We start from the raw sequence: 19260 nt of genomic DNA, 5'->3' as shown, positions 1-19260 counted from the left end.
CTCCATGGTGACGTATTCCGGCCGATCAGTCCACCGTCACCGGTACGCGGTGACCCATCCCACGCTCGTTCACCCGGTTACGGGCGGCCGGCGCGGGGGCGGCCGGAGCCGCCGGGACGGCCGCGGCGGCGGTCGCAGCGGCCGTCGTGTCGGCGGTCGCGTCGGTGGTCGCGCCGGCCGGGCCGGACGCGTTCACGATCCGGCTCGGGGCCTTCGGGGCCAGCTTCGCGCGCAGCGCCAGCAGGGTGGCCAGCGCGAGCGCGGTGGCGCCCATGGGCACCAGGAAGCCGTACGAGGATCCGTGCGCGTCCGTCAGGCGGCCGGCCAGGATGACGGCGATGGCCTGACCGAAGGCGATCGAACCGGTCAGCCAGGTGAAGGCCTCGGTCCGGGCGTTCGCCGGGACCAACTGCTCGACCATCGTGTAGCCGGTGATCAGCGCCGGGGCGATGAACAGGCCGACGACCAGGCCGAGCGCGCCCAGCAGGATCATCGAGTGGGCGGCCCACAGGACGGACGCGGCGGCGGTGAGGCCGATGTAGCCCAGGATCAGCCGGCGGCGCGGGCCGATCTTCCAGGCGACGGCGCCCATGGCGATGCCGGCGATCATGTTGCCCGCGGCGAAGACGCCGTAGAGCAGGCCGTTGGCACCCGGGTTGCCGATCTCGTTGGAGAAGGCGGCGAGCGACACCTGCATGCCGCCGAAGACGGCGCCGATCCCGAGGAAGGCGAAGATCAGGACGCGCAGGCCCGGGTAGGACAGGGCGAAGGCGCGCTTCTCACCGGCGAGCGTCGGGGCGTGCGGCTTGGGCTGGGTGGCGCGCCGGGCGGCGAAGAGCAGGCCGCCGAGCAGCGTCAGCGTGGCCTCGGTGACCAGGCCGGCCGCCGGGTGGACGCCGGTGCACAGGGCGGTCGCCAGGACCGGGCCGACGACGAAGGTGAACTCGTCGGTGACGGACTCGAAGGCGGCGGCCGTGGGCAGCAGCGGCGAGCCCTCCAGCTTGGCGGCCCAGCGGGCCCGGACCATCGGGCCGACCTGCGGCACCGAGGCGCCGGCGGGGACGGCGGCCAGGGCCAGCGCCCAGACCGGAGCGCCCGCGAGGGCGAGCGCGGCCAGGCCGCTGACGGCGGCGGCGTGCGTGAGGACCACGGGGAGCAGGACGGCGCTCTGGCCGAAGCGGTCGGTGAAGATGCCCATCACGGGGGCGGAGAGCGCCATCGAGATGCCGGTGACGGCGGCGACGATGCCGGCGCTGCCGTAGGAACCGGTGGTGTGCTGGACCAGCAGCAGGATGCTGATGGTCAGCATGCCGAAGGGGAGTCGCGCTGCGAAGCCGGGGAGTACGAAGCCGAGGGCGCCGGGCGTGCGCATGAGCTGCCCATAGCCGGGGCGGGCGGAGTTGTCGGTCGTGACCGCGGATGTCACGGCCTTGCCTTTCCGCTGCCTGGTAGAACTCCCCGTCTGCGGACGGTGCCGTGCTTTGTGAGCGGTCGCACCCGTACGTGTTGGGAGCCCCGAGAGCTGTCCTCTTGCGCAGAACCGAGTGATACCTGGGCGCCCAATGCGGGGGTGCCACGGCCGCTTTGCGGTCGCGCCAGCTCTGCGTCAGGCAGAGTTGGTTCGATCTGTTGTGCCTTCATCGTACAGGGGAACCCACTACCACGCCCTGTGATTGCGCCGACAACCCGTGTCTTCACCTGCGATTAACGACAGCTTCGCCGGTGAGGTCTTGGAAATAGGGATGAAAGCGGGCAGATCGGAGCGAAATTGCCGAATTAGAACGTTGCTCTAACGCGAGCCGTTCCTGTTTCCGTTCCTGTTTCCGTTCCCGTTCCCCGTGCCCAGCCACCCCGCCAGCTTGCCGCCCCGCGCCACCGCACGCAGCCGCGCCTCGGCCGCGTCCCGTACCGGGTCCGTGGCCACCACCAGCAGCTCGTCCCCGCGCCGCAGCACGGTCGACGGCAGCGGTACGAAGCTCTTCGCCTCCCGGACCACCAGCGTGACGGAGGCTCCCGGCGGCAGGCGCAGCTCGCTCACCTCCACGCCGTGCATCCGCGAGGCCGGCGGGATCTCGAAGGAGAGCAGGTGTCCGCGCAGCTTCTCCAGCGGCGCCGACTCGATGCCGAGGTCGGACGCGGTCTCCTCGCCCTTGCCGAGGTTCAGCTTGCGCGCCACCCAGGGCAGGGTCGGCCCCTGCACCAGGGTGTAGACGACGACCAGCACGAAGACGATGTTGAAGACGCGGTCGCTGCCCTCGATCCCGGACACCATCGGGATGGTCGCCAGGATGATGGGCACGGCGCCGCGCAGGCCCGCCCACGACATGAGGGCCTGCTCCTGCCACGGGATCCGGAAGGGCAGCAGGCTGATGAAGACCTCCAGGGGCCGCGCCACCATCGTGAGCACCAGCCCGATGACGACGGCGGGCCAGAAGTCGTGGACCAGCTCGTGCGGGGTGACCAGCAGGCCGAGCAGCACGAACATGCCGATCTGGGCGATCCAGCCGAGCCCGTCGGCGAAGCCCCGGGTGGCCGGCCAGTGCGGAAGCTTCGCGTTGCCGAGCACCATCGCCGCCAGGTACACCGCGAGGAAGCCGGAGCCGTGCGCGATGGCGCCGGCCGCGTACGCCACGATGGCGATGGCCATGACGGCGATCGGGTAGAGGCCGGAGGCGGGCAGCGCGACGTGCCGCAGCCCGTACGCGCCCAGGAAGCCCACGGCCAGGCCGATCGTGGCGCCGATCGCCAGCTCCAGGGCGATCTTGCCGATCAGGACGTACCACTCGTCCACCGGGCCGACGGTCGAGAAGGCCACGACCAGGATGACGACGGGTGCGTCGTTGAAACCGGACTCGGCCTCCAGGACGCCGGTGATCCGGGCGGGCAGCGGCACCTTGCGCAGCACCGAGAAGACGGCCGCCGCGTCGGTCGAGGAGACGACCGCGCCGATCAGGAGGGCCTGCCGCCATTCCAGTCCGACCAGGTAGTGCGCTCCTGCCGCCGTCACGCCCACGCTGATCGCCACGCCCACCAGGGACAGCATGACCGCGGCCGGCAGGGCCGGCTTGATCTCTTTCCACTTCGTGCCCAGACCGCCCTCGGCGAGGATCACCACGAGCGCGGCATAACCGATGACCTGGGTCAGCTCGGCGTTGTCGAATACGACGTTGCCTATGCCGTCCTGGCCGATCGCGATGCCTATGCCGAGGTAGATGAGCAGGCTGGGGAGGCCGCTGCGTGAAGAGAGGCGCACCGCCGCGACGGCGACGAGCAGTACGAGCGAGCAGACCAGCAGCAACTCATTGAGCGTGTGGACAGTCAGCGGGCGGCCCTCCTCAATGCACCCGGCGGATCGATCCTCCCGGCGACGGCTTCGGCAAGTAGTTCGTTACCTTACCTAATCTTTGACGCACCCTTTACGCGATAACCACATTGTGAAACGCGCGTTCGCCCCTGTCGTTCGGACCTCCCCCCCTGGAGGATCAACGAAGTCGGTCCTGCGCCTATGGTTGCTCCCAGTACTCCCAGGACCACCCTGCCCCTCTAAGGACAGCGATGCCCGCCAACGAAACCGCTCCTCCCGCCAAGAAGAAGGGACGACGCGCCCGTCTGATCGTGCTCGTACTGGTCCTGGCGCTCTTCGCGGGCCTCGGCTACGGGGCGTACTGGGGCGTCGACGGCGTGCGCGCCTCGTTCCCCCAGACGACCGGCTCCCTCAAGGTGCCGGGCCTCACCGGGACCGTCGAGGTCAAGCGCGACGCCCACGGCATTCCGCAGCTCTACGCGGACAACGACGACGACCTCTTCCGCGCGCAGGGCTTCGTGCACGCGCAGGACCGGTTCTGGGAGATGGACGTACGCCGCCACATGACCTCCGGGCGGCTCTCGGAGATGTTCGGCGCCGGCCAGGTCGAGACCGACGCCTTCCTGCGCACGCTCGGCTGGCGCCAGGTCGCGGAGGCCGAGTACGAGAACAAGCTGTCGCCCGAGACGAAGAAGTATCTGCAGGCCTACGCCGACGGGGTCAACGCGTACCTGAAGGGCAAGTCCGGCAAGGACCTCTCCGTCGAGCACGCGGCGCTCAAGCTGAGCGACGGCTACCAGCCCGAGCAGTGGTCGCCGGTGGACTCGGTGGCCTGGCTCAAGGCGATGGCCTGGGACCTGCGCGGCAACATGCAGGACGAGATCGACCGCGCGCTGATGTCGAGCAAGCTCTCGACGGCGCAGATCGACGAGCTCTACCCGCCGTACCCCTTCGACCGGAACAAGCCGATCGTCGAGGGCGGCAAGGTCGAGGGCGGCAAGTACGCGCCCCAGGCCTCCGGCGCCACGGGCTCCGGGTCCGGCTCCAACGGCACCGGCTCGGGCAGCGGCAGCGCCCTGGGCTCCCAGGCCTCCACGGGAACCGGCACGGGAACGGCGACGGGAACCGGCCTCGCCGACAACGTCACCGCCCAGGGCGCGACCGTGGGCCTGCGCAACCAGCTGACCGCCCTCGCCGCCACCCTCGACAAGGTCCCCGCGATCCTCGGCCCCAACGGCAGCGGCATCGGCTCGAACTCCTGGGTCGTCTCGGGCAAGTACACGACCACCGGCAAGCCGCTGCTCGCGAACGACCCGCACCTGTCCCCGCAGCTGCCCTCGGTCTGGTACCAGATGGGCCTGCACTGCCGCACCGTCTCGGCCCAGTGCCAGTACGACGTGGCCGGCTACACCTTCTCCGGCATGCCGGGTGTCGTCATCGGCCACAACGCCGACATCGCCTGGGGCATGACCAACCTCGGCGCCGACGTCACCGACCTTTTCCTGGAGCAGGTCAGGCCCGAGGGCTACGTCTACGACGGCAGGGTGCTCCCCTTCGCCACCCGCGAAGAGGTCATCAAGGTCGCGGGCGGCGACAGCAAGAAGATCACCGTCCGCACCACCAACAACGGTCCGCTCGTCTCCGACCGCAGCGAGGAGCTCGCCACGGTCGGCACCCGCGCCCCCGTCGCCAGCTCCGCCCCCGACCGCGGCGACGGCTACGCCGTCGCCCTGCGCTGGACCGCGCTGGACCCGGGCAAGACCATGGACTCGGTCTTCAAGCTCAACCGCGCCAAGACCTTCGACGACTTCCGCAAGGCCGCCGCAGACTTCGACGTGCCCTCGCAGAACCTGATCTACGCCGACAACAAGAACCAGAACGGCAACATCGGCTACCAGGCCCCGGGCCGCATCCCGATGCGCGGCCAGGGCGACGGCCGGATGCCCACCCCGGGCTGGGACTCCAAGTACGCCTGGAAGGGCGGCAAGGACAGCAACGCCGGCTACATCCCGCAGAGCGAGATGCCCTGGGACTCCAACCCGTCGCGCGGCTACATCGTCACCGCCAACCAGGCCGTCGTGGAGAGCGGGACCGGCGCGGGCAAGTACCCGTACCTGCTGACCACCGACTGGGGCTACGGCGCCCGCAGCCAGCGGATCAACGACCTCATCGAGGCGAAGATCAAGGACGGCGGGAAGATCTCGACCGATGACATGCGCACCATGCAGATGGACAACAGCAGCGAGATCGCCGCGCTGCTGACCCCGATGCTGGCGAAGATCCAGGTCTCCGACCCGGGCGTGCGCGCCGCGCAGAAGCTGCTGGACGGCTGGAACTACACCCAGGAGTCCGACTCGGCGGCCGCGGCCTACTTCAACGCGGTCTGGCGCAACATCCTCAAGCTGTCCTTCGGCGACAAGATGCCCAAGGAGCTGCGGATCGAGGGCAGCTGCATGAACGTCCTCGGCAACGGCACCGGCCCCGCCGACGACCTCGCCAAGACCGTCCGCGAATGCGGCACCCGCGGCCCCGACTCGGCGCAGCCGGACGGCGGCGACCGCTGGTTCGAGGTGGTCCGCCGCCTGGTCAAGGACGAGAAGTCGCCGTGGTGGAGCTCGCCCAGGACCCTCACCCAGCCGGAGACCACCACCCGCGACGAGCTGTTCGCCCGGGCCATGAAGGACGCCCGCTGGGAGCTCACCGCCAAGCTCGGCAAGGACCAGTCCACCTGGAGCTGGGGCCGGCTGCACCAGCTGAACCTGAAGAACCAGACGATCGGCACCGAGGGCCCCGGCTTCATGCAGTGGCTCCTCAACCGCGGCCCGTGGAACCTGGGCGGCGGCGAGGCCACCGTCAACGCGACCGGCTGGAACGCCTCCAGCGGGTACGGGGTCACGTGGGTGCCGTCGATGCGCATGGTGGTCAACCTGAACGACCTCGACAAGTCCCGCTGGATCAACCTGACGGGTGCCTCGGGGCACGCGTACAACGCGCACTACACGGACCAGACGACGCTGTGGGCCAAGGGCGAGCTGCTGGAGTGGCCCTTCGGCAAGGACGCCGTCGAGAAGGCCACCGTCGACACCCTGACCCTCAAGCCGGAGGGTTCATGAGCTGAAGCGGCGCACCCCCGACGGGGTCGCCACCGCTTGTACGGGGTGGTCGTGCGGTTCCTCCGGGACCCGCGCGACCACCTCGTCGTCGTAGAGGAGCACCACCAGCGCGGGATGGACCCCGGCACGCTCCAGCCGCTGCAGCACGCGGTCGTACGAGCCCCCGCCGCGGCCGAGCCGCATGCCGCGCCCGTCGACCGCGAGGCCGGGCAGCAGTACGGCGTCGGCCCCGGTCACCGCCTCCGGCCCGAGCGCCGGCCCGGTGGGCTCCAGCAGCCGCATCTTCCCGGGGTGGGCGGCCTCGGCGAGGCTCTGCGGGCCTTCGTACGCCGCCCAGTCGAGGTCGTTGTCGGGCAGCAGCAGGGGCAGCAGCACGCGCTTGCCGGCCGCGCGCAGGGCGTCGAGGAGGGCGCGGGTGCCCGGTTCGGTGCCGACGGAGACGTACGCCGCCACCGTGCGGGCGCCGGCCAGTTCGGGCAGTTCGAGGGCCCTGACGGCGAGTGCGGCGGCCGCCGTGCGGCAGGCTTCGGGGGACAAGGCGCGGCGCGTGGCGAGGAGTTCTCGGCGCAGCCCGGCCTTGGCGGAGGCGGTGGGCGGGTTCTCGGTCACGAGGAAATCAAATATCCTTGCGAATCGGGTCATACGTGGATCTACCTACTGGGATCTCGTCTGACGTTCGGCAGGACCCACTATCGTTCGGGGCATGACTATGTTGCACCCCGTGATCAAGAAGGCCGTGATTCCGGCCGCTGGCCTCGGTACTCGCTTCCTTCCGGCGACCAAGGCGACCCCGAAGGAAATGCTCCCGGTTGTGGACAAGCCGGCCATCCAGTACGTGGTCGAGGAGGCCGTCGGGGCCGGGCTCGACGACGTGCTCATGATCACTGGGCGTAACAAGCGTGCTCTGGAAGACCACTTCGACCGGAACTACGAGCTGGAGTCGGCCCTCATCGCCAAGGGCGACGACGACCGGCTGAAGAAGGTCCAGGAATCCAGCGACCTCGCGACGATGCACTACGTCCGCCAGGGCGACCCGCGGGGCCTCGGCCACGCCGTGCTCTGCGCCGAGCCGCACGTCGGCCGCGAGCCCTTCGCCGTCCTCCTCGGTGACGACCTCATCGACCCGCGCGACCCGCTGCTGCGTCAGATGGCCGACATCTACGCCCGCACCGGCGGCACCGTCATCGCCCTCATGGAGGTCGACCCGGCCAGCGTCCACCTCTACGGCTGCGCCGCCGTCGAGGCCACCGACGAGCAGGACGTGGTCCGCATCACCGGCCTCGTCGAGAAGCCGGAGCCCGAGGACGCGCCCAGCAATTTCGCGGTGATCGGACGCTACGTCCTCAACCCCGCGATCTTCGACATACTGCGGGAGACCGAGCCGGGCCGCGGCGGGGAGATCCAGCTCACCGACGCCCTGCAGAAGCTTGCCGCCGACGAGAGCGTCGGCGGTCCGGTGCACGGCGTGGTCTTCCGGGGCCGTCGCTACGACACCGGGGACCGCGGCGACTACCTGCGGGCCATCGTCCGCCTCGCGTGCGAGCGCGAGGACCTCGGCCCGGAGTTCCGCACCTGGCTTCACCGTTACGTCACGGAGGAGATGTAGCACCTTGAGCAGTTCCGCACCGCAGGACACAGGCCACCGTCTGTGGTCCGTGGACGAGCACCTCGCGGACGTCCTCGCGGCCGTCCGGCCGCTGGAGCCGATCGAGCTCCAGCTGCTGGACGCCCAGGGCTGTGTCCTGGTCGAGGACGTCACCGTGCCCGTCGCCCTCCCGCCCTTCGACAACAGCTCCATGGACGGCTACGCCGTCCGCACGGCCGACGTCCAGGGCGCGAGCGAGGAGTTCCCCGCGGTGCTGACGGTCATCGGGGACGTCGCGGCGGGCAGCGGTGAGCTGCCCACCGTGGGCCCCGGCGAGGCCGCCCGGATCATGACCGGCGCCCCGCTGCCGCCCGGCGCGGAAGCCGTCGTACCGGTCGAGTGGACCGACGGCGGCACGGGCGGGGGCGCGGCCGCCGGGATGACCCCGGCCAGCGCCGCCCCCGAGCAGGCGGGCGGCGAGGTACGGGTGCACCGCTCCGCCGAGGCGCGGGCGCACGTCCGCGCGCGCGGCAGCGACGTACAGGCCGGCGACCTGGCCCTGGCGGCCGGCACGGTCCTCGGGCCGCCGCAGATCGCCCTGCTGGCCGCCATCGGCCGCGGCACCGTCCGGGTACGGCCGCGCCCGCGCGTGGTGGTCCTGTCCACCGGCAGCGAGCTGGTCCAGCCCGGCGAGGCGCTCACCTCGGGCACGATCTACGACTCCAACAGCTTCGCGCTCGCCGCGGCAGCCCGGGACGCCGGGGCCATCGCGTACCGCGTCGGCGCCGTCGCCGACGACGCCGACACCCTGCGCGCCACCATCGAGGACCAGCTGATCCGCGCCGACCTGCTCGTCACCACGGGCGGGGTCAGCGTCGGCGCGTACGACGTGGTCAAGGAGGCGCTGTCCTCGGTGGCCTCCGGTGACGACGAGGTCGACGGCGGCGGGATCGACTTCCGCAAGCTCGCCATGCAGCCCGGCAAGCCCCAGGGCTTCGGCACGATCGGCCCGGACCACACCCCGCTGCTGGCCCTGCCCGGCAACCCGGTGTCCTCGTACGTCTCTTTCGAGCTGTTCGTGCGCCCCGCGATCCGCACCCTGATGGGCCTGCCGGAGCCCGAGGTCCGGCGGCCGAGCGTACGGGCGGTGCTGACGGCAGACAAGGCGCTCGGCTCCCCGGCCGGCCGCCGCCAGTTCCTGCGCGGCAAGTACGACGCCGAGAGCGGCACGGTCAGCCCGGTCGGCGGATCGGGGTCCCACCTGATCGCCGCGCTGGCGCACGCCGACTCGCTGATGGTCGTACCGGAGGACGTCACCTCGGTGGAGCCCGGGACCGAGCTGGAAGTGGTCCTGCTCGGCTGAAGGGGGGCCGGTGCGGGTAGCGTGTTGCACCACACAGGCCCCTCGGGGGCCCGGACGGAAGCGACGCGCAGAGTATGAGTACGCAGAGCAGGCTGACCCACATCGACGAGGCCGGCGCGGCCCGGATGGTCGACGTCTCGGAGAAGGACGTCACCACCCGGACGGCCCGGGCCAGTGGACGGGTGCTCGTCTCCCCCCGGGTGATCGAGCTGCTGCGCGGCGAGGGCGTCCCCAAGGGCGATGCCCTCGCCACCGCGCGGATCGCCGGGATCATGGGGGCGAAGAAGACCCCCGACCTGATCCCGCTCTGCCACCCGCTGGCGGTCTCGGGCGTGAAGGTCGACCTGTCGGTCGCCGACGACGCCGTCGAGATCCTCGCCACCGTGAAGACGACCGACCGCACGGGCGTCGAGATGGAGGCGCTGACCGCCGTCGCCGTCGCCGGCCTCACCGTGATCGACATGGTGAAGGCGGTCGACAAGGGCGCCGTCATCACGGACGTCCGGGTGGAGGAGAAGACCGGCGGCAAGTCCGGCGACTGGGCGCGCTCGTGAACGCCCCGCGCGGCGGTGAGGTGCACAGCCACGTGGGCCACGTCCCGCAGACCCCCGAGAGCGTGTCCCCGCCCGCCGCGACGGGCCGGGCGCTCGTCGTCACGGCCTCGAACCGGGCCTCGCAGGGCGTGTACGCCGACAAGGGCGGCCCGCTGCTGGCGCAGGCGCTGGAGAAGCTCGGCTTCACGGTGGACGGCCCGCGGGTGGTCCCGGACGGCGATCCCGTCGAGCAGGCGCTGCGCGAGGGCGTGGCCGGCGGCTACGACGTCATCCTGACCACCGGCGGGACCGGCATCTCGCCGACGGACCGCACCCCGGACGCCACCGCGCGGGTGCTGGACTACGAGATTCCGGGGATCCCGCAGGCCATCCGCGCCGAAGGCCTGGCGCAGGTGCCGACCGCGGCCCTGTCCCGGGGCCTGGCGGGGGTCGCCGGGCACACCCTGATCGTCAACCTCCCGGGCTCGACGGGCGGGGTGCGCGACGGCCTCGCCGTCCTCTCCCGGATCCTTCCGCACGCCGTCGACCAGATCCGGGGCGGCGACCACCCCAGACCGGCGGGACCCTCCGGGAGCGCGAGCTGAACGGCCCCTCCTGGCCGGTCGTCCTGACGGACGGCGACGTGACCCTCCGGCCGATAAGACTGCGGGACCAGAAGGCCTGGCGCGAGGTCAACCGGCGCAACCGGGACTGGCTCCGGCCGTGGGAGGCGACGATTCCGCCGCCCGCCCCGTGGGGGCCGGTGATACAGCGGCCCACGTACCGCCAGATGGTCCGCCACCTGCGGGCGGAGGCGAACGCGGGCCGGATGCTGCCCTTCGTCATCGAGTACCAGGGCCGCCTGGTGGGCCAGCTGACGGTCGCCGGGATCACCTGGGGCTCGATGTGCGCGGCGCACGTCGGCTACTGGGTGGACCGCGAGGTGGCGGGCCGCGGCGTGATGCCGACGGCGGTCGCGCTGGCCGTGGACCACTGCTTCGGCAAGGTCGGCCTGCACCGGATCGAGGTGTGCATCCGCCCCGAGAACGGGCCGAGCCGGCGGGTCGTGGAGAAGCTGGGCCTGCGCGAGGAGGGGCTGCGGCCGCGCTATCTGCACATCGACGGCGCCTGGCGCGACCACCTCGTCTACGCGGTCACGGTGGAGGAGGTGCCGGAGGGGCTGCTGCGCCGCTGGCACCGGGCACGTCACCCGCAGACGCCGCCCAAATAGATTCCGAATATCTGTTCGAATTAATGGGGGTGGCAAGGAGTCGGGGACCGATTCGCCCATAACCTGATCCGAAGAATCACAAAAAAAGTCCGTGATATCAGCGAGATCGCGCGACACACCGGCCCAATTGGCCGATCCCCCCGGCCGCGTCCCTCTACGGTGTGAGGTGTGAGCAGCAGCGGCCTCATCTACGCAGTCATTGTCGGGGCCTGGGCCGCCTACTTGGTGCCCATGTGGCTCCGGAGGCAGGACGAGCTGAACGAGGCCCGTCCGACGGAACGCTTCTCCACTGCCATTCGGCTGCTTTCCGGCCGGGCGGGAATGGAGCGCCGTTACGCCAAGGGGCTGCGTGAGCGCGGTGACGAGGAGGCGGGGCCCCAGCCCCACGCGGACCCGGACGCCGCGACGGAAAAGGTGAATTCCGTCGACGCCGACGCCCGGGCCGTTGTCGTGCCCCCGACCAGGGCGGAGCCGCGACCGGCCGCCGCCGAACGGGAGCAGCGCGCGGAGCGGGCCCGGCGCGAACAGCGCCTCCAGGTCCTCGCGCGCCGCCGGCGCACCACCGCGCTCCTCTTCCTGGTCTTCACCCTCGGCGCGGTCGTCGCGGCGGTGGGCGGACTGCGCTTCCTGTGGGCCCCCGCGGTGCCCGCCCTCCTGCTGAGCACGTACATCGTGCACCTGCGGGTCCAGGAGCGGCGGCGCTACGAGTTCACGATGGACCGGCGGCGCGCCGAGGCGGCCGCGCGGCAGCTGCGGGAGAACCGCCCGCGCCGCCGCGACTCCGGGGAGACCGCCCCGGCGGGCGCCGAGCCGGACCCCGCGCCACCGGTCTCCCCGCAGGAGGCCGGGCGCCGCGCGCTCGTCGAGCAGACCGACCACGCCGAGTGGGTGGACCAGCAGCGCGAGCGCGAACGCGGGCCCGCCCGCGGTGACAGCTGGGAGCCGGTCCCGGTCCCGCTGCCGACGTACGTGACGGCCCCGGTCGCCCCCCGCGCCACCGGCCCGGCGTCCCCGGACGCCTGGAGCGCGACCCGCTCCAGCACGGCCGAGCCGACGGAACCCCGCCTGCGCGCACAGCCCGCGGCCCCCAAGCCGGACCCGAAGCCGCAGACCACCCCGCGGCCCCGCGGCCAGGGCGGCGCCCGCACCCCGCTGTTCGACCAGTACGAGAGCGACGACCGCCCGCGCGCCGCCAACGAGTGATCGGTGACCTGCGCGGACGCTCCGGAATACGCGTTTTGGAGCAGCCGCGCGGGGATGCTAATGTTTCACACGTCGCAAGGGCCTGTGGCGCAGTCTGGTAGCGCACCTCGTTCGCATCGAGGGGGTCTGGGGTTCAAATCCCCACAGGTCCACAGACGACAGTTCGCGAGTAGCTCTCGTGAACGTCACGAGATCCCGTCCGGTCGAAAGACCGGGCGGGATCTCGGCGTTTCCAGAGGGTGTTCGCGGTGGGCCGCATCAGCCGCATCACCGGTGCCCGCAACCGGGCCTTCCGGCGAGGCTCCCGGTGTGACCGTACCCGCCGGTAAACCCACTGTGTCCTGCCAGTTGGCGGTGGATAAACTCCGCCTGCCCGTAACTCCCGTGATGGTCACCGGGGTGGGGCTGCTTTGACTGGGGGGTTCATGAGCTTGCTGCCGATCGGCAGAAGACCGCGGGACAGACGGGGGAGAAGCGTCCGAGGGGGCGTGGTCTCCGGGGCGTTGCTGCTGGCCGTCCTGACCGCTTTCACCGGCCAGACCGGATCCGCCTTCGCGGCGGCGGTGCCGCCCGAGGCCACCGCCTCGCCGCAGGCCGGGTCCGCCGCGCCGGCCGGGCCCAAGGCGCCGCCGAAGGCGGACCCGAAGGCCGACCACGAGGCCGCCGTGCGCGCGCTCGGGAAGAGCGACGCCGCCGAGGCCTGCCCGGCGGCCCTCGCGCCGCACACGACCGTCACCTGCACGGTCGACCCGTACAAGACCGCCTCCTTCACGCTCGCACTGCCGCAGCAGAAGGACGTCGTCCTCTACCAGGTCGTCACCCAGCGCTGGGCCAACTACAAGCTGGTGGCCCCGGACGGCGCCACGGTCGCCTGTGAGAACGTCCTCGGTTCCGGCAGCGCCGGTGGGGCGCAGCGCTGCGCCACGGGCGCGGCCGGCACGTACAAGCTGGAAGTCACGGACTCCTACGGCGCGGAGAACGCCATCTCCGTGTCGTACGTCCCGCTGCTCTCCTCCACCGCCTGCAAGGCGGTCGGCGCCGCCGACCGCAAGCTCGGTGCACCGACCGTGTTCCACGGCTCGACGACCGCCGGCTCGGCGGGCGACTGCTACACGCTGGACCTGGCCGCGAACGACGTGCTGCGCACCTTCGCGTCCACGTACCGGGTGGGTCAGGACGTCTTCGACGCCACCGGCAAGCTGGTCTGCAGCACCGAGACCCGCCGCGGCGAGACCCTCGACTGCAAGCTCACCGGTACCGCGCCGTACCGGATGTCGGTGCTCCAGGGCTCCGGTACCGCCGAGACCTACGACGTCACCGTGGCCCGGCTCTCCCAGCCCGAGGGCTGCGCGGTGGTGGAACCGCAGGCGTTCGGGGCTGCCCCGGACCTGAGCTCCACGGCCCTGTGCCGCACCCTGCGGGTGCCGCAGGCCGCGTCCCACACGTTCGCTCCGGTCGCCTCCGCAGGCGTCCCGTACGGCGCGCTGTTCGACGCCCAGGGCACCGCGATCACCGCCTGCGGGCAGGGTACGTGCGACCTGGCCCCCGGTGACCACACCTGGGCCGTCGACCCCCGGAACACCGGGGTCGGCGCGTTCGGCATGGCGTTCCACTCCGCCAAGGAGACCCGCGGCTGCACCGCGACCCACGACAACGGTCTGGTGGCCGGTCCGGCCACCGGCACCTTCGGCGGGCCCGGGCAGCAGCTCTGCCTGACCCTGCCGACCGCCAGCGGTCAGGGCCTCTACCTGCTCAACCGGCCGGCAGAGGAGGGCACCACCGCCGCCTCCACGGTCTACGACGCCGCCGGCGTCAAGCAGTGCGAGCAGGACGGCTACGCGTACTCCGTCTGCAAGCTGACCGGCACCGCTCCGTTCCGTGCGGTGCTGAGCGGCACGCAGTCCCAGGCGTTCCGGCTGGTGATCCACCGGACCGGCAATGCCGCGGGCTGCGCAGCCTGGCCGCAGACCGGTTTCGACGGCTCCTGGGGTGCCGAGGTCCCGCTCGGCGGGGAGGCGCGGCAGCAGTGCCTGAGCCTGCCGGCCGACAAGCACTCCACGGCCGAGATGCTCGACTACACCAACGAGCAGAACAAGGTGAACGGCTCGATCCAGGTCGTCGACCCCACGGGCACCACGGTGTGCTCGACCAGCGGCGGTTCGACCACCACCTGCGCTCTCGGCGCCGGTGTGCCGTACACCGCGATGGTCGTCTTCACCGGCTGGGGAACGGACACCTACAAGGTGGTCCGCCGTGACATCTCGCCGACCGCGAAGTGCACCACGCCCGCTTCGACCGCGGTCGGCGGCCAGTCCGTCCCCTTCGACCTGACCTCGCCCCTGGACGCCCGCTGCGTCCGGGTCACCGGCGCGGCCACGGACAAGTTCTGGCTGAGCTCGCGGACCCTCGAGGACCCGCGGTACGGACCGTCGACGCAGCTGATGGCGGTCGACGCCAACGGCAAGTTCGTCTGCCGGCAGTGGGGCATCTCCTGCCAGCTCACCGGCTCGACCTCGTACGTCGCGATCGTGCTCGCCTCCGGGTACAAGGACAAGCCGATCCACACCAACGTGGACACCTGGAAGGTCGCCACGGCGACCGGGTGGGCGCCCGAGTGCACGGCCAACCGCGTCTCGGTCGACGGCTTCGCGGCACGGAGCGGGGTGCTCACCGAGTCCTCCACCGCCTACTGCGCCGTGATCGACGTGAAGCCCGCACAGGGCTTCAAGGTCGTCGGAACCACCAGCGCCACGAGCTTCTTCAAGCCGGGCGTGAACCTGTTGAGCCGCACCAACTGGGACAGCTCGTACCTCGGGTACCAGTGTTCCGGCGAGTGGGGACGGTTCGGTGCCGGCTGCTCGACCGACAGCCAGTCCGAGGCGGCCGAAGCCCTGCTGCTGCTGAGTGCGGCCAGGAGCGAGACCCCGGTCGAGTACAGCATCCAGGGCATCTGCGACCGCGGGTGCACCCGCCCGCCGAACCAGCTGCCGACCTCGATCAGCCCCGCCACCGGTGCCGCCGGGACGCAGACCCAGGCCGTCGTCAGCGGTACGGGACTCAACCTGGGCACCAAGGTGAAGCTGAAGTCCGACACCACGGACGGGGTCTTCATGAAGCCGGTCTCGGTGAACGCCGACGGCACCGCGCTGACCGTCCTGGTCGACACCAACGGGCTGGCGCCCGGCAAGTACGACGTGGTCCTCGACGGCACCGGGTACACCAGCGGCGAGCCCTCCCCGGGCTACCTGCCCAAGGCGTACACGGTGACGGCTGCGGCGACCGCGGCCAAGAGCAGGTTCGTCCCGATCACCCCCTCCCGGTTCCTGGACACGCGGGACGGCACCGGGGCCACCAAGGCACGGGTCGGTCCCGGCGGGGTCGTGACCCTTCAGGTGGCCGGTGCGAAGGGCGTACCGGCGACGGGTGTCACGGCCGTGGTCATGAACGTGACCGCCGTGTACCCGACCGAGGCCGGGCACGTGATGGTCTACCCGAACGGGCAGCCCAAGCCCGCGGTGTCGAACCTGAACTTCTCGGCCGGGCAGATCGTGCCCAACCTGGTGACCGTTCCGGTCGTCAACGGGAAGGTGGACCTGCGCAACAACGCCGGTTCGGTCGACCTGATCGCGGACGTCACCGGGTACTACACCGACAAGGCGGCCACCGGTTCCGCGCTGACGCCGATCACGCCCACCAGGTTCCTGGACACGCGTGACGGCACCGGGGCGAAGAAGGAGCGCGTCGGTCCCGGTGGGGTCGTCACCCTCCAGGTCGCCGGCGTGAAGGGGGTCCCCGCGAGCGGGGTGACCGCGGTCGTCATGAACGTGACCGCCGTCAGTCCCACCGAGGCCGGCCACGTCACCGTCTACCCGAACGGGCAGGCGGCGCCGGGGGTGTCGAACCTCAACTTCACCGCCGGGCAGGTCGTCCCGAACCTGGTGACGGTGCCGGTCGTGAACGGGAAGGTGGACCTGCGCAACAACGCCGGTTCGGTCGACCTGATCGCGGACGTCACCGGCTACTACTCGGCCACCGGGTCGACGTTCTCGGCCGGTTCGCCGGTGCGGCTGCTCGACACCCGCTACGGTCTCGGCGCCCGCGCCGGCTCCGTCGGCCAGGGCGGCGTCGTCAGCCTGCAGATCGCCGGCGTCGAGGGCGTGCCGCTGACCGGGGTCACCGCGGTGGTCCTCAACGTCACCGTCACCGGTCCCACGCAGGACGGCCACCTGATCGTCCAGCCGCACGGGGTGCCGCGTCCCAACGTGTCGAACCTCAACTTCACGGCCGGACAGACGGTTTCCAACCTGGTGGTCGTCCCGGTCGTGGACGGCCGGGTGACCTTCTACAACAACACCGGTTCCGCCGATGTGATCGCCGACCTGAACGGCTACTTCACCTCCTGACGGACCCGCGCAACACACGAGGGGCCCGTCCGATCCCACGATCGGACGGGCCCCTCCGCATGTCCGGGTCAGTTCACCGAGTCGAGCCTGGCGCGCTGCTCCGCGGTGAGGTCCAGGTCCACCGCGCCCAGGTTCTCCTCCAGCTGGGCCACCGAGGAGGCGCCGATCAGGGGCAGGACCGGTATGTCGCCGCCCATCAGCCAGGACAGCACGACCTGGTTGACGGTGGCGCCCGTCTCGGCGGCCACCTCGCGGACCGCACGGAGGCGGGGGTCCGTGCCCGCGTGGTCGAAGCCCGGGCCCAGCGGCTTGTCGGTGCGGGTGTAGGCGCCGGCGATCAGCGGGGAGTACGCGACCTGGGTGAGGAACGGGTTGTCCCGGAGGTAGCTGAGCAGGTCGCCGCTGACCAGACCCTGGTTGCCGTCGGGGGAGCGCAGGCTGGGGACGTCGGTGCGCTGGCGCAGGTAGCTGTGGTGGTGCTGGAGCACCTCGTAGCCGGGTACGCCGGCCGCCGCGGCCAGCGTACGGGCGCGCTCCACGCGCCAGGCCCAGTGGTTGCTGGCGCCCAGCAGGCCCGCCGTGCCGTCCGCGACGACCTCGGCGAAGCCCCGGACGGTCTCCTCCAGCGGGGTGTTCTCGTCCATGATGTGCGCGTACAGCAGGTGGATGCGCTCGATGCCGAGCCGCTCCCGGCTGCGCTCCGCCGACTCCCGGATGACCTTGGCGGACAGGCCCTCCACGTCGAGGCTGAAGCCGCTGGTGGGCTGGTTGGGGCGGGCGCCGAGCTTGGTGGCGACGGTGATCCCGTCGCCGATGCCGCGGCTGCGCAGCCAGCGGCCGACCAGCTCCTCGCTCTCGCCGCCCTGGGTGCCGTTGACCCAGAACGCGTAGTTGTTGGAAGTGTCGATGAAGGTGCCGCCCGCTTCGGCGAACCGGTCGAGGATCGCGTACGCGGTGGCCTCGTCGACGGTGGTGCCGAAGGTCATCGTGCCGAGGCTCAGCACGCTCACTTCGCGGCGGGTCTCGGCGGCGGTGCCGATGACACGGTATTTCACGGTGATGCCTTTCGGATCAGGGCCTTGAACCTCGAAGTGGGAAATGATGGGTTCATGGGGATCATTGACGAACGGGACAGTGGGACGGCGGGGGCCTGGACAGCCCTCGGAGGTGCGCCGGAACTCGTCCGTCGCGTCCGCTTCACCGGAGCCGGAAACCTCGAAGAAGGTCCGCTGCCGGTGCGGGAGTTGGCGCGATCCACTGTAGGTGTCTGCGCACTGGCGGCGGGAGAGCTCGCCGCGGTGCGGGGCGCAGGCGCGGCGGAGGAGGCGTCTCCCCTCGTGGTGGACGAGGGCGCGGTGGCGACGGCCTTCGTCAGCGAACGGCACCTGCGCGTGGAAGGCCGCGCGCCGGTGGTCTTCGCGCCGCTGTCGGGCTTCTGGCGGACGGCCGACGGATGGGTCCGTACGCACGCCAACTACCCGCACCACGCCGCCGCGTTGGTACGGGCGCTGGACCTGCCGGCCGCGACACCGGAGGCGCTGCGCGCCGCGGTGGCGGGGCGGACCGCCCTGGAAGTGCAGGAACTCGCCTACGGGGCGGGCGGACTCGCCGTCGCCGTCGCGCAGGAGTACGGGGAGCCGCAGCCGCTGGTGGAGTCCGTACGCCGGACCGGCGCGCGGGGACGGAAGCTCGGCCCGGCCCCGGCGGGTCGGCCCGCCACGGGGGTGCGGGTGCTGGACCTGACCCGGGTCATCGCCGGGCCCGTCGCGACGCGGACGCTCGGGCTGCTCGGGGCGGACGTCCTGCGGGTCGACTCACCGGGCCTGCCGGAGGCGGACGACGCGTACGCGGACACCGGCTTCGGGAAGCGGTCGGCCCGGCTGGACCTGGCGGCGCCGGGGGACCGGGCCGTCTTCGAGGGACTGCTCGCCGAGGCCGACGTGGTGGTGACGGGGTACCGGCCCGGGGCGCTGCGGCGCTTCGGGCTCGACCCGGCGGATCTGCTGGAGCGGCGGCCGGGGCTGGTCGTGGCCGAGCTGTGCGCGTGGGGGTGGCGCGGGCCGTGGGCTGCGCGGCGGGGGTTCGACTCGCTGGTGCAGGCCGGGTACGGGATCGCTGCGCGCTGTGCGGGGGACGGGGGTGTGCCCGGGGTGCTGCCCGCGCAGGCGCTGGACCACGGGACGGGGTACCTGGTGGCGGCCGGTGTGCTGAGGGCGGTGGCGGGTGGGGGTGGGGGGTGGCTGCGGTTCTCCCTCGCGGGGACGGCGTCGTGGCTGGTGCGGGATCTGGTGCCTGCGCGGCCCTCTGCCGCCTCTGTGGCCGAGGAGTACGCGGCGGAGCCGTGGCTGCGGGAGACGGGGTCGGGGTACGGGGTGGTGCGGCACGCCGCCAGTCCCTTCGGGGAGTGGGCGGTGGGGCCGTCGCGGTGGGGCACGGACCCCGCCGTCTGGCTTCCGCGGTAGGCCGCCTGCGGCCCGGCTGCTGGGGCTCCGCCCCAGACCCCGCTCCTCAAACGCCGGAGGGGC

General features: G+C 71.8%; 13 protein-coding genes and 1 tRNA gene. 10 read left to right on the top strand and 4 right to left on the bottom strand.

The window, feature by feature from the left end; genetic code table 11:
- Window positions 1-25: 25 nt before the first annotated feature.
- Both ACIPYQ_RS15645 and ACIPYQ_RS15640 read right to left on the bottom strand, forming a co-directional pair.
- Window positions 26-1372: an MFS transporter gene (locus ACIPYQ_RS15645; RefSeq protein ID WP_401251838.1), complete on the bottom strand. Its 1347-nt coding sequence runs from the start codon at window positions 1370-1372 to the stop codon at window positions 26-28.
- Between the two features lie 417 nt (window positions 1373-1789).
- A complete protein-coding gene (locus ACIPYQ_RS15640) occupies window positions 1790-3298 on the bottom strand; it encodes a potassium/proton antiporter (protein WP_401251006.1) in 1509 nt (502 codons plus the stop codon).
- 257 nt (window positions 3299-3555) lie between these two features.
- On the opposite strand from ACIPYQ_RS15640, the gene ACIPYQ_RS15635 reads away from it, so the two are divergent.
- Window positions 3556-6417 carry a penicillin acylase family protein gene (locus tag ACIPYQ_RS15635; RefSeq protein ID WP_401251003.1) on the top strand — a complete coding sequence of 954 codons (2862 nt, stop codon included), beginning with the start codon at window positions 3556-3558 and terminating at the stop codon, window positions 6415-6417.
- On the opposite strand, the gene ACIPYQ_RS15630 is transcribed toward ACIPYQ_RS15635, so the two are convergent.
- The gene (locus tag ACIPYQ_RS15630; protein WP_401251000.1) at window positions 6412-7026 is read right to left on the bottom strand and encodes a 5-formyltetrahydrofolate cyclo-ligase; all 615 of its coding nucleotides are present in this window, start codon (window positions 7024-7026) and stop codon (window positions 6412-6414) included. The genes ACIPYQ_RS15635 and ACIPYQ_RS15630 overlap by 6 nt on opposite strands.
- Before the next feature lie 94 nt (window positions 7027-7120).
- On the opposite strand from ACIPYQ_RS15630, the gene galU reads away from it, so the two are divergent.
- The 8 genes from galU (at window position 7121) to ACIPYQ_RS15590 (ending at window position 16735) form a co-directional block, all read left to right on the top strand.
- Window positions 7121-8023: a UTP--glucose-1-phosphate uridylyltransferase GalU gene (galU, locus tag ACIPYQ_RS15625; RefSeq protein WP_361759933.1), complete on the top strand. Its 903-nt coding sequence runs from the start codon at window positions 7121-7123 to the stop codon at window positions 8021-8023.
- 4 nt (window positions 8024-8027) lie between these two features.
- Window positions 8028-9365: a gephyrin-like molybdotransferase Glp gene (gene glp / locus ACIPYQ_RS15620; protein WP_361759936.1), complete on the top strand. Its 1338-nt coding sequence runs from the start codon at window positions 8028-8030 to the stop codon at window positions 9363-9365.
- 74 nt (window positions 9366-9439) lie between these two features.
- The gene (moaC, locus tag ACIPYQ_RS15615) at window positions 9440-9919 is read left to right on the top strand and encodes a cyclic pyranopterin monophosphate synthase MoaC (protein WP_215015680.1); all 480 of its coding nucleotides are present in this window, start codon (window positions 9440-9442) and stop codon (window positions 9917-9919) included.
- Between the two features lie 32 nt (window positions 9920-9951).
- Window positions 9952-10503 carry a MogA/MoaB family molybdenum cofactor biosynthesis protein gene (locus ACIPYQ_RS15610; protein WP_361760023.1) on the top strand — a complete coding sequence of 184 codons (552 nt, stop codon included), beginning with the start codon at window positions 9952-9954 and terminating at the stop codon, window positions 10501-10503.
- On the top strand, window positions 10500-11129 hold the full coding sequence (locus ACIPYQ_RS15605) for a GNAT family protein (RefSeq protein ID WP_361760026.1): 630 nt from the start codon (window positions 10500-10502) through the stop codon (window positions 11127-11129). The genes ACIPYQ_RS15610 and ACIPYQ_RS15605 overlap by 4 nt, the downstream gene beginning before the upstream one ends.
- A gap of 168 nt (window positions 11130-11297) precedes the next feature.
- Complete coding sequence (locus ACIPYQ_RS15600) at window positions 11298-12332, top strand: hypothetical protein (RefSeq protein ID WP_401250996.1); 1035 nt, start codon at window positions 11298-11300, stop codon at window positions 12330-12332.
- 78 nt (window positions 12333-12410) lie between these two features.
- Window positions 12411-12484 (top strand) — tRNA-Ala (locus tag ACIPYQ_RS15595).
- Between the two features lie 336 nt (window positions 12485-12820).
- Entirely contained in the window at window positions 12821-16735 is a 3915-nt protein-coding gene (locus tag ACIPYQ_RS15590) for a hypothetical protein (protein WP_401250993.1), read from the top strand.
- A 68-nt stretch (window positions 16736-16803) separates the two neighbouring features.
- Here the strand turns inward: ACIPYQ_RS15590 and ACIPYQ_RS15585 are convergent, their stop codons facing one another.
- Entirely contained in the window at window positions 16804-17790 is a 987-nt protein-coding gene (locus ACIPYQ_RS15585) for an aldo/keto reductase (RefSeq protein WP_401250990.1), read from the bottom strand.
- Window positions 17791-17844: 54 nt separating this feature from the next.
- Between ACIPYQ_RS15585 and ACIPYQ_RS15580 the strand changes: the two genes are divergently transcribed.
- Complete coding sequence (locus ACIPYQ_RS15580) at window positions 17845-19197, top strand: CoA transferase (RefSeq protein WP_401250987.1); 1353 nt, start codon at window positions 17845-17847, stop codon at window positions 19195-19197.
- The last annotated feature ends 63 nt before the right edge of the window (window positions 19198-19260 follow it).

This window comes from Streptomyces sp. NPDC090045, from assembly GCF_044747975.1.
Taxonomy (GTDB): domain Bacteria; phylum Actinomycetota; class Actinomycetes; order Streptomycetales; family Streptomycetaceae; genus Streptomyces.
This window is presented reverse-complemented; position numbering and strand designations above follow the sequence as displayed.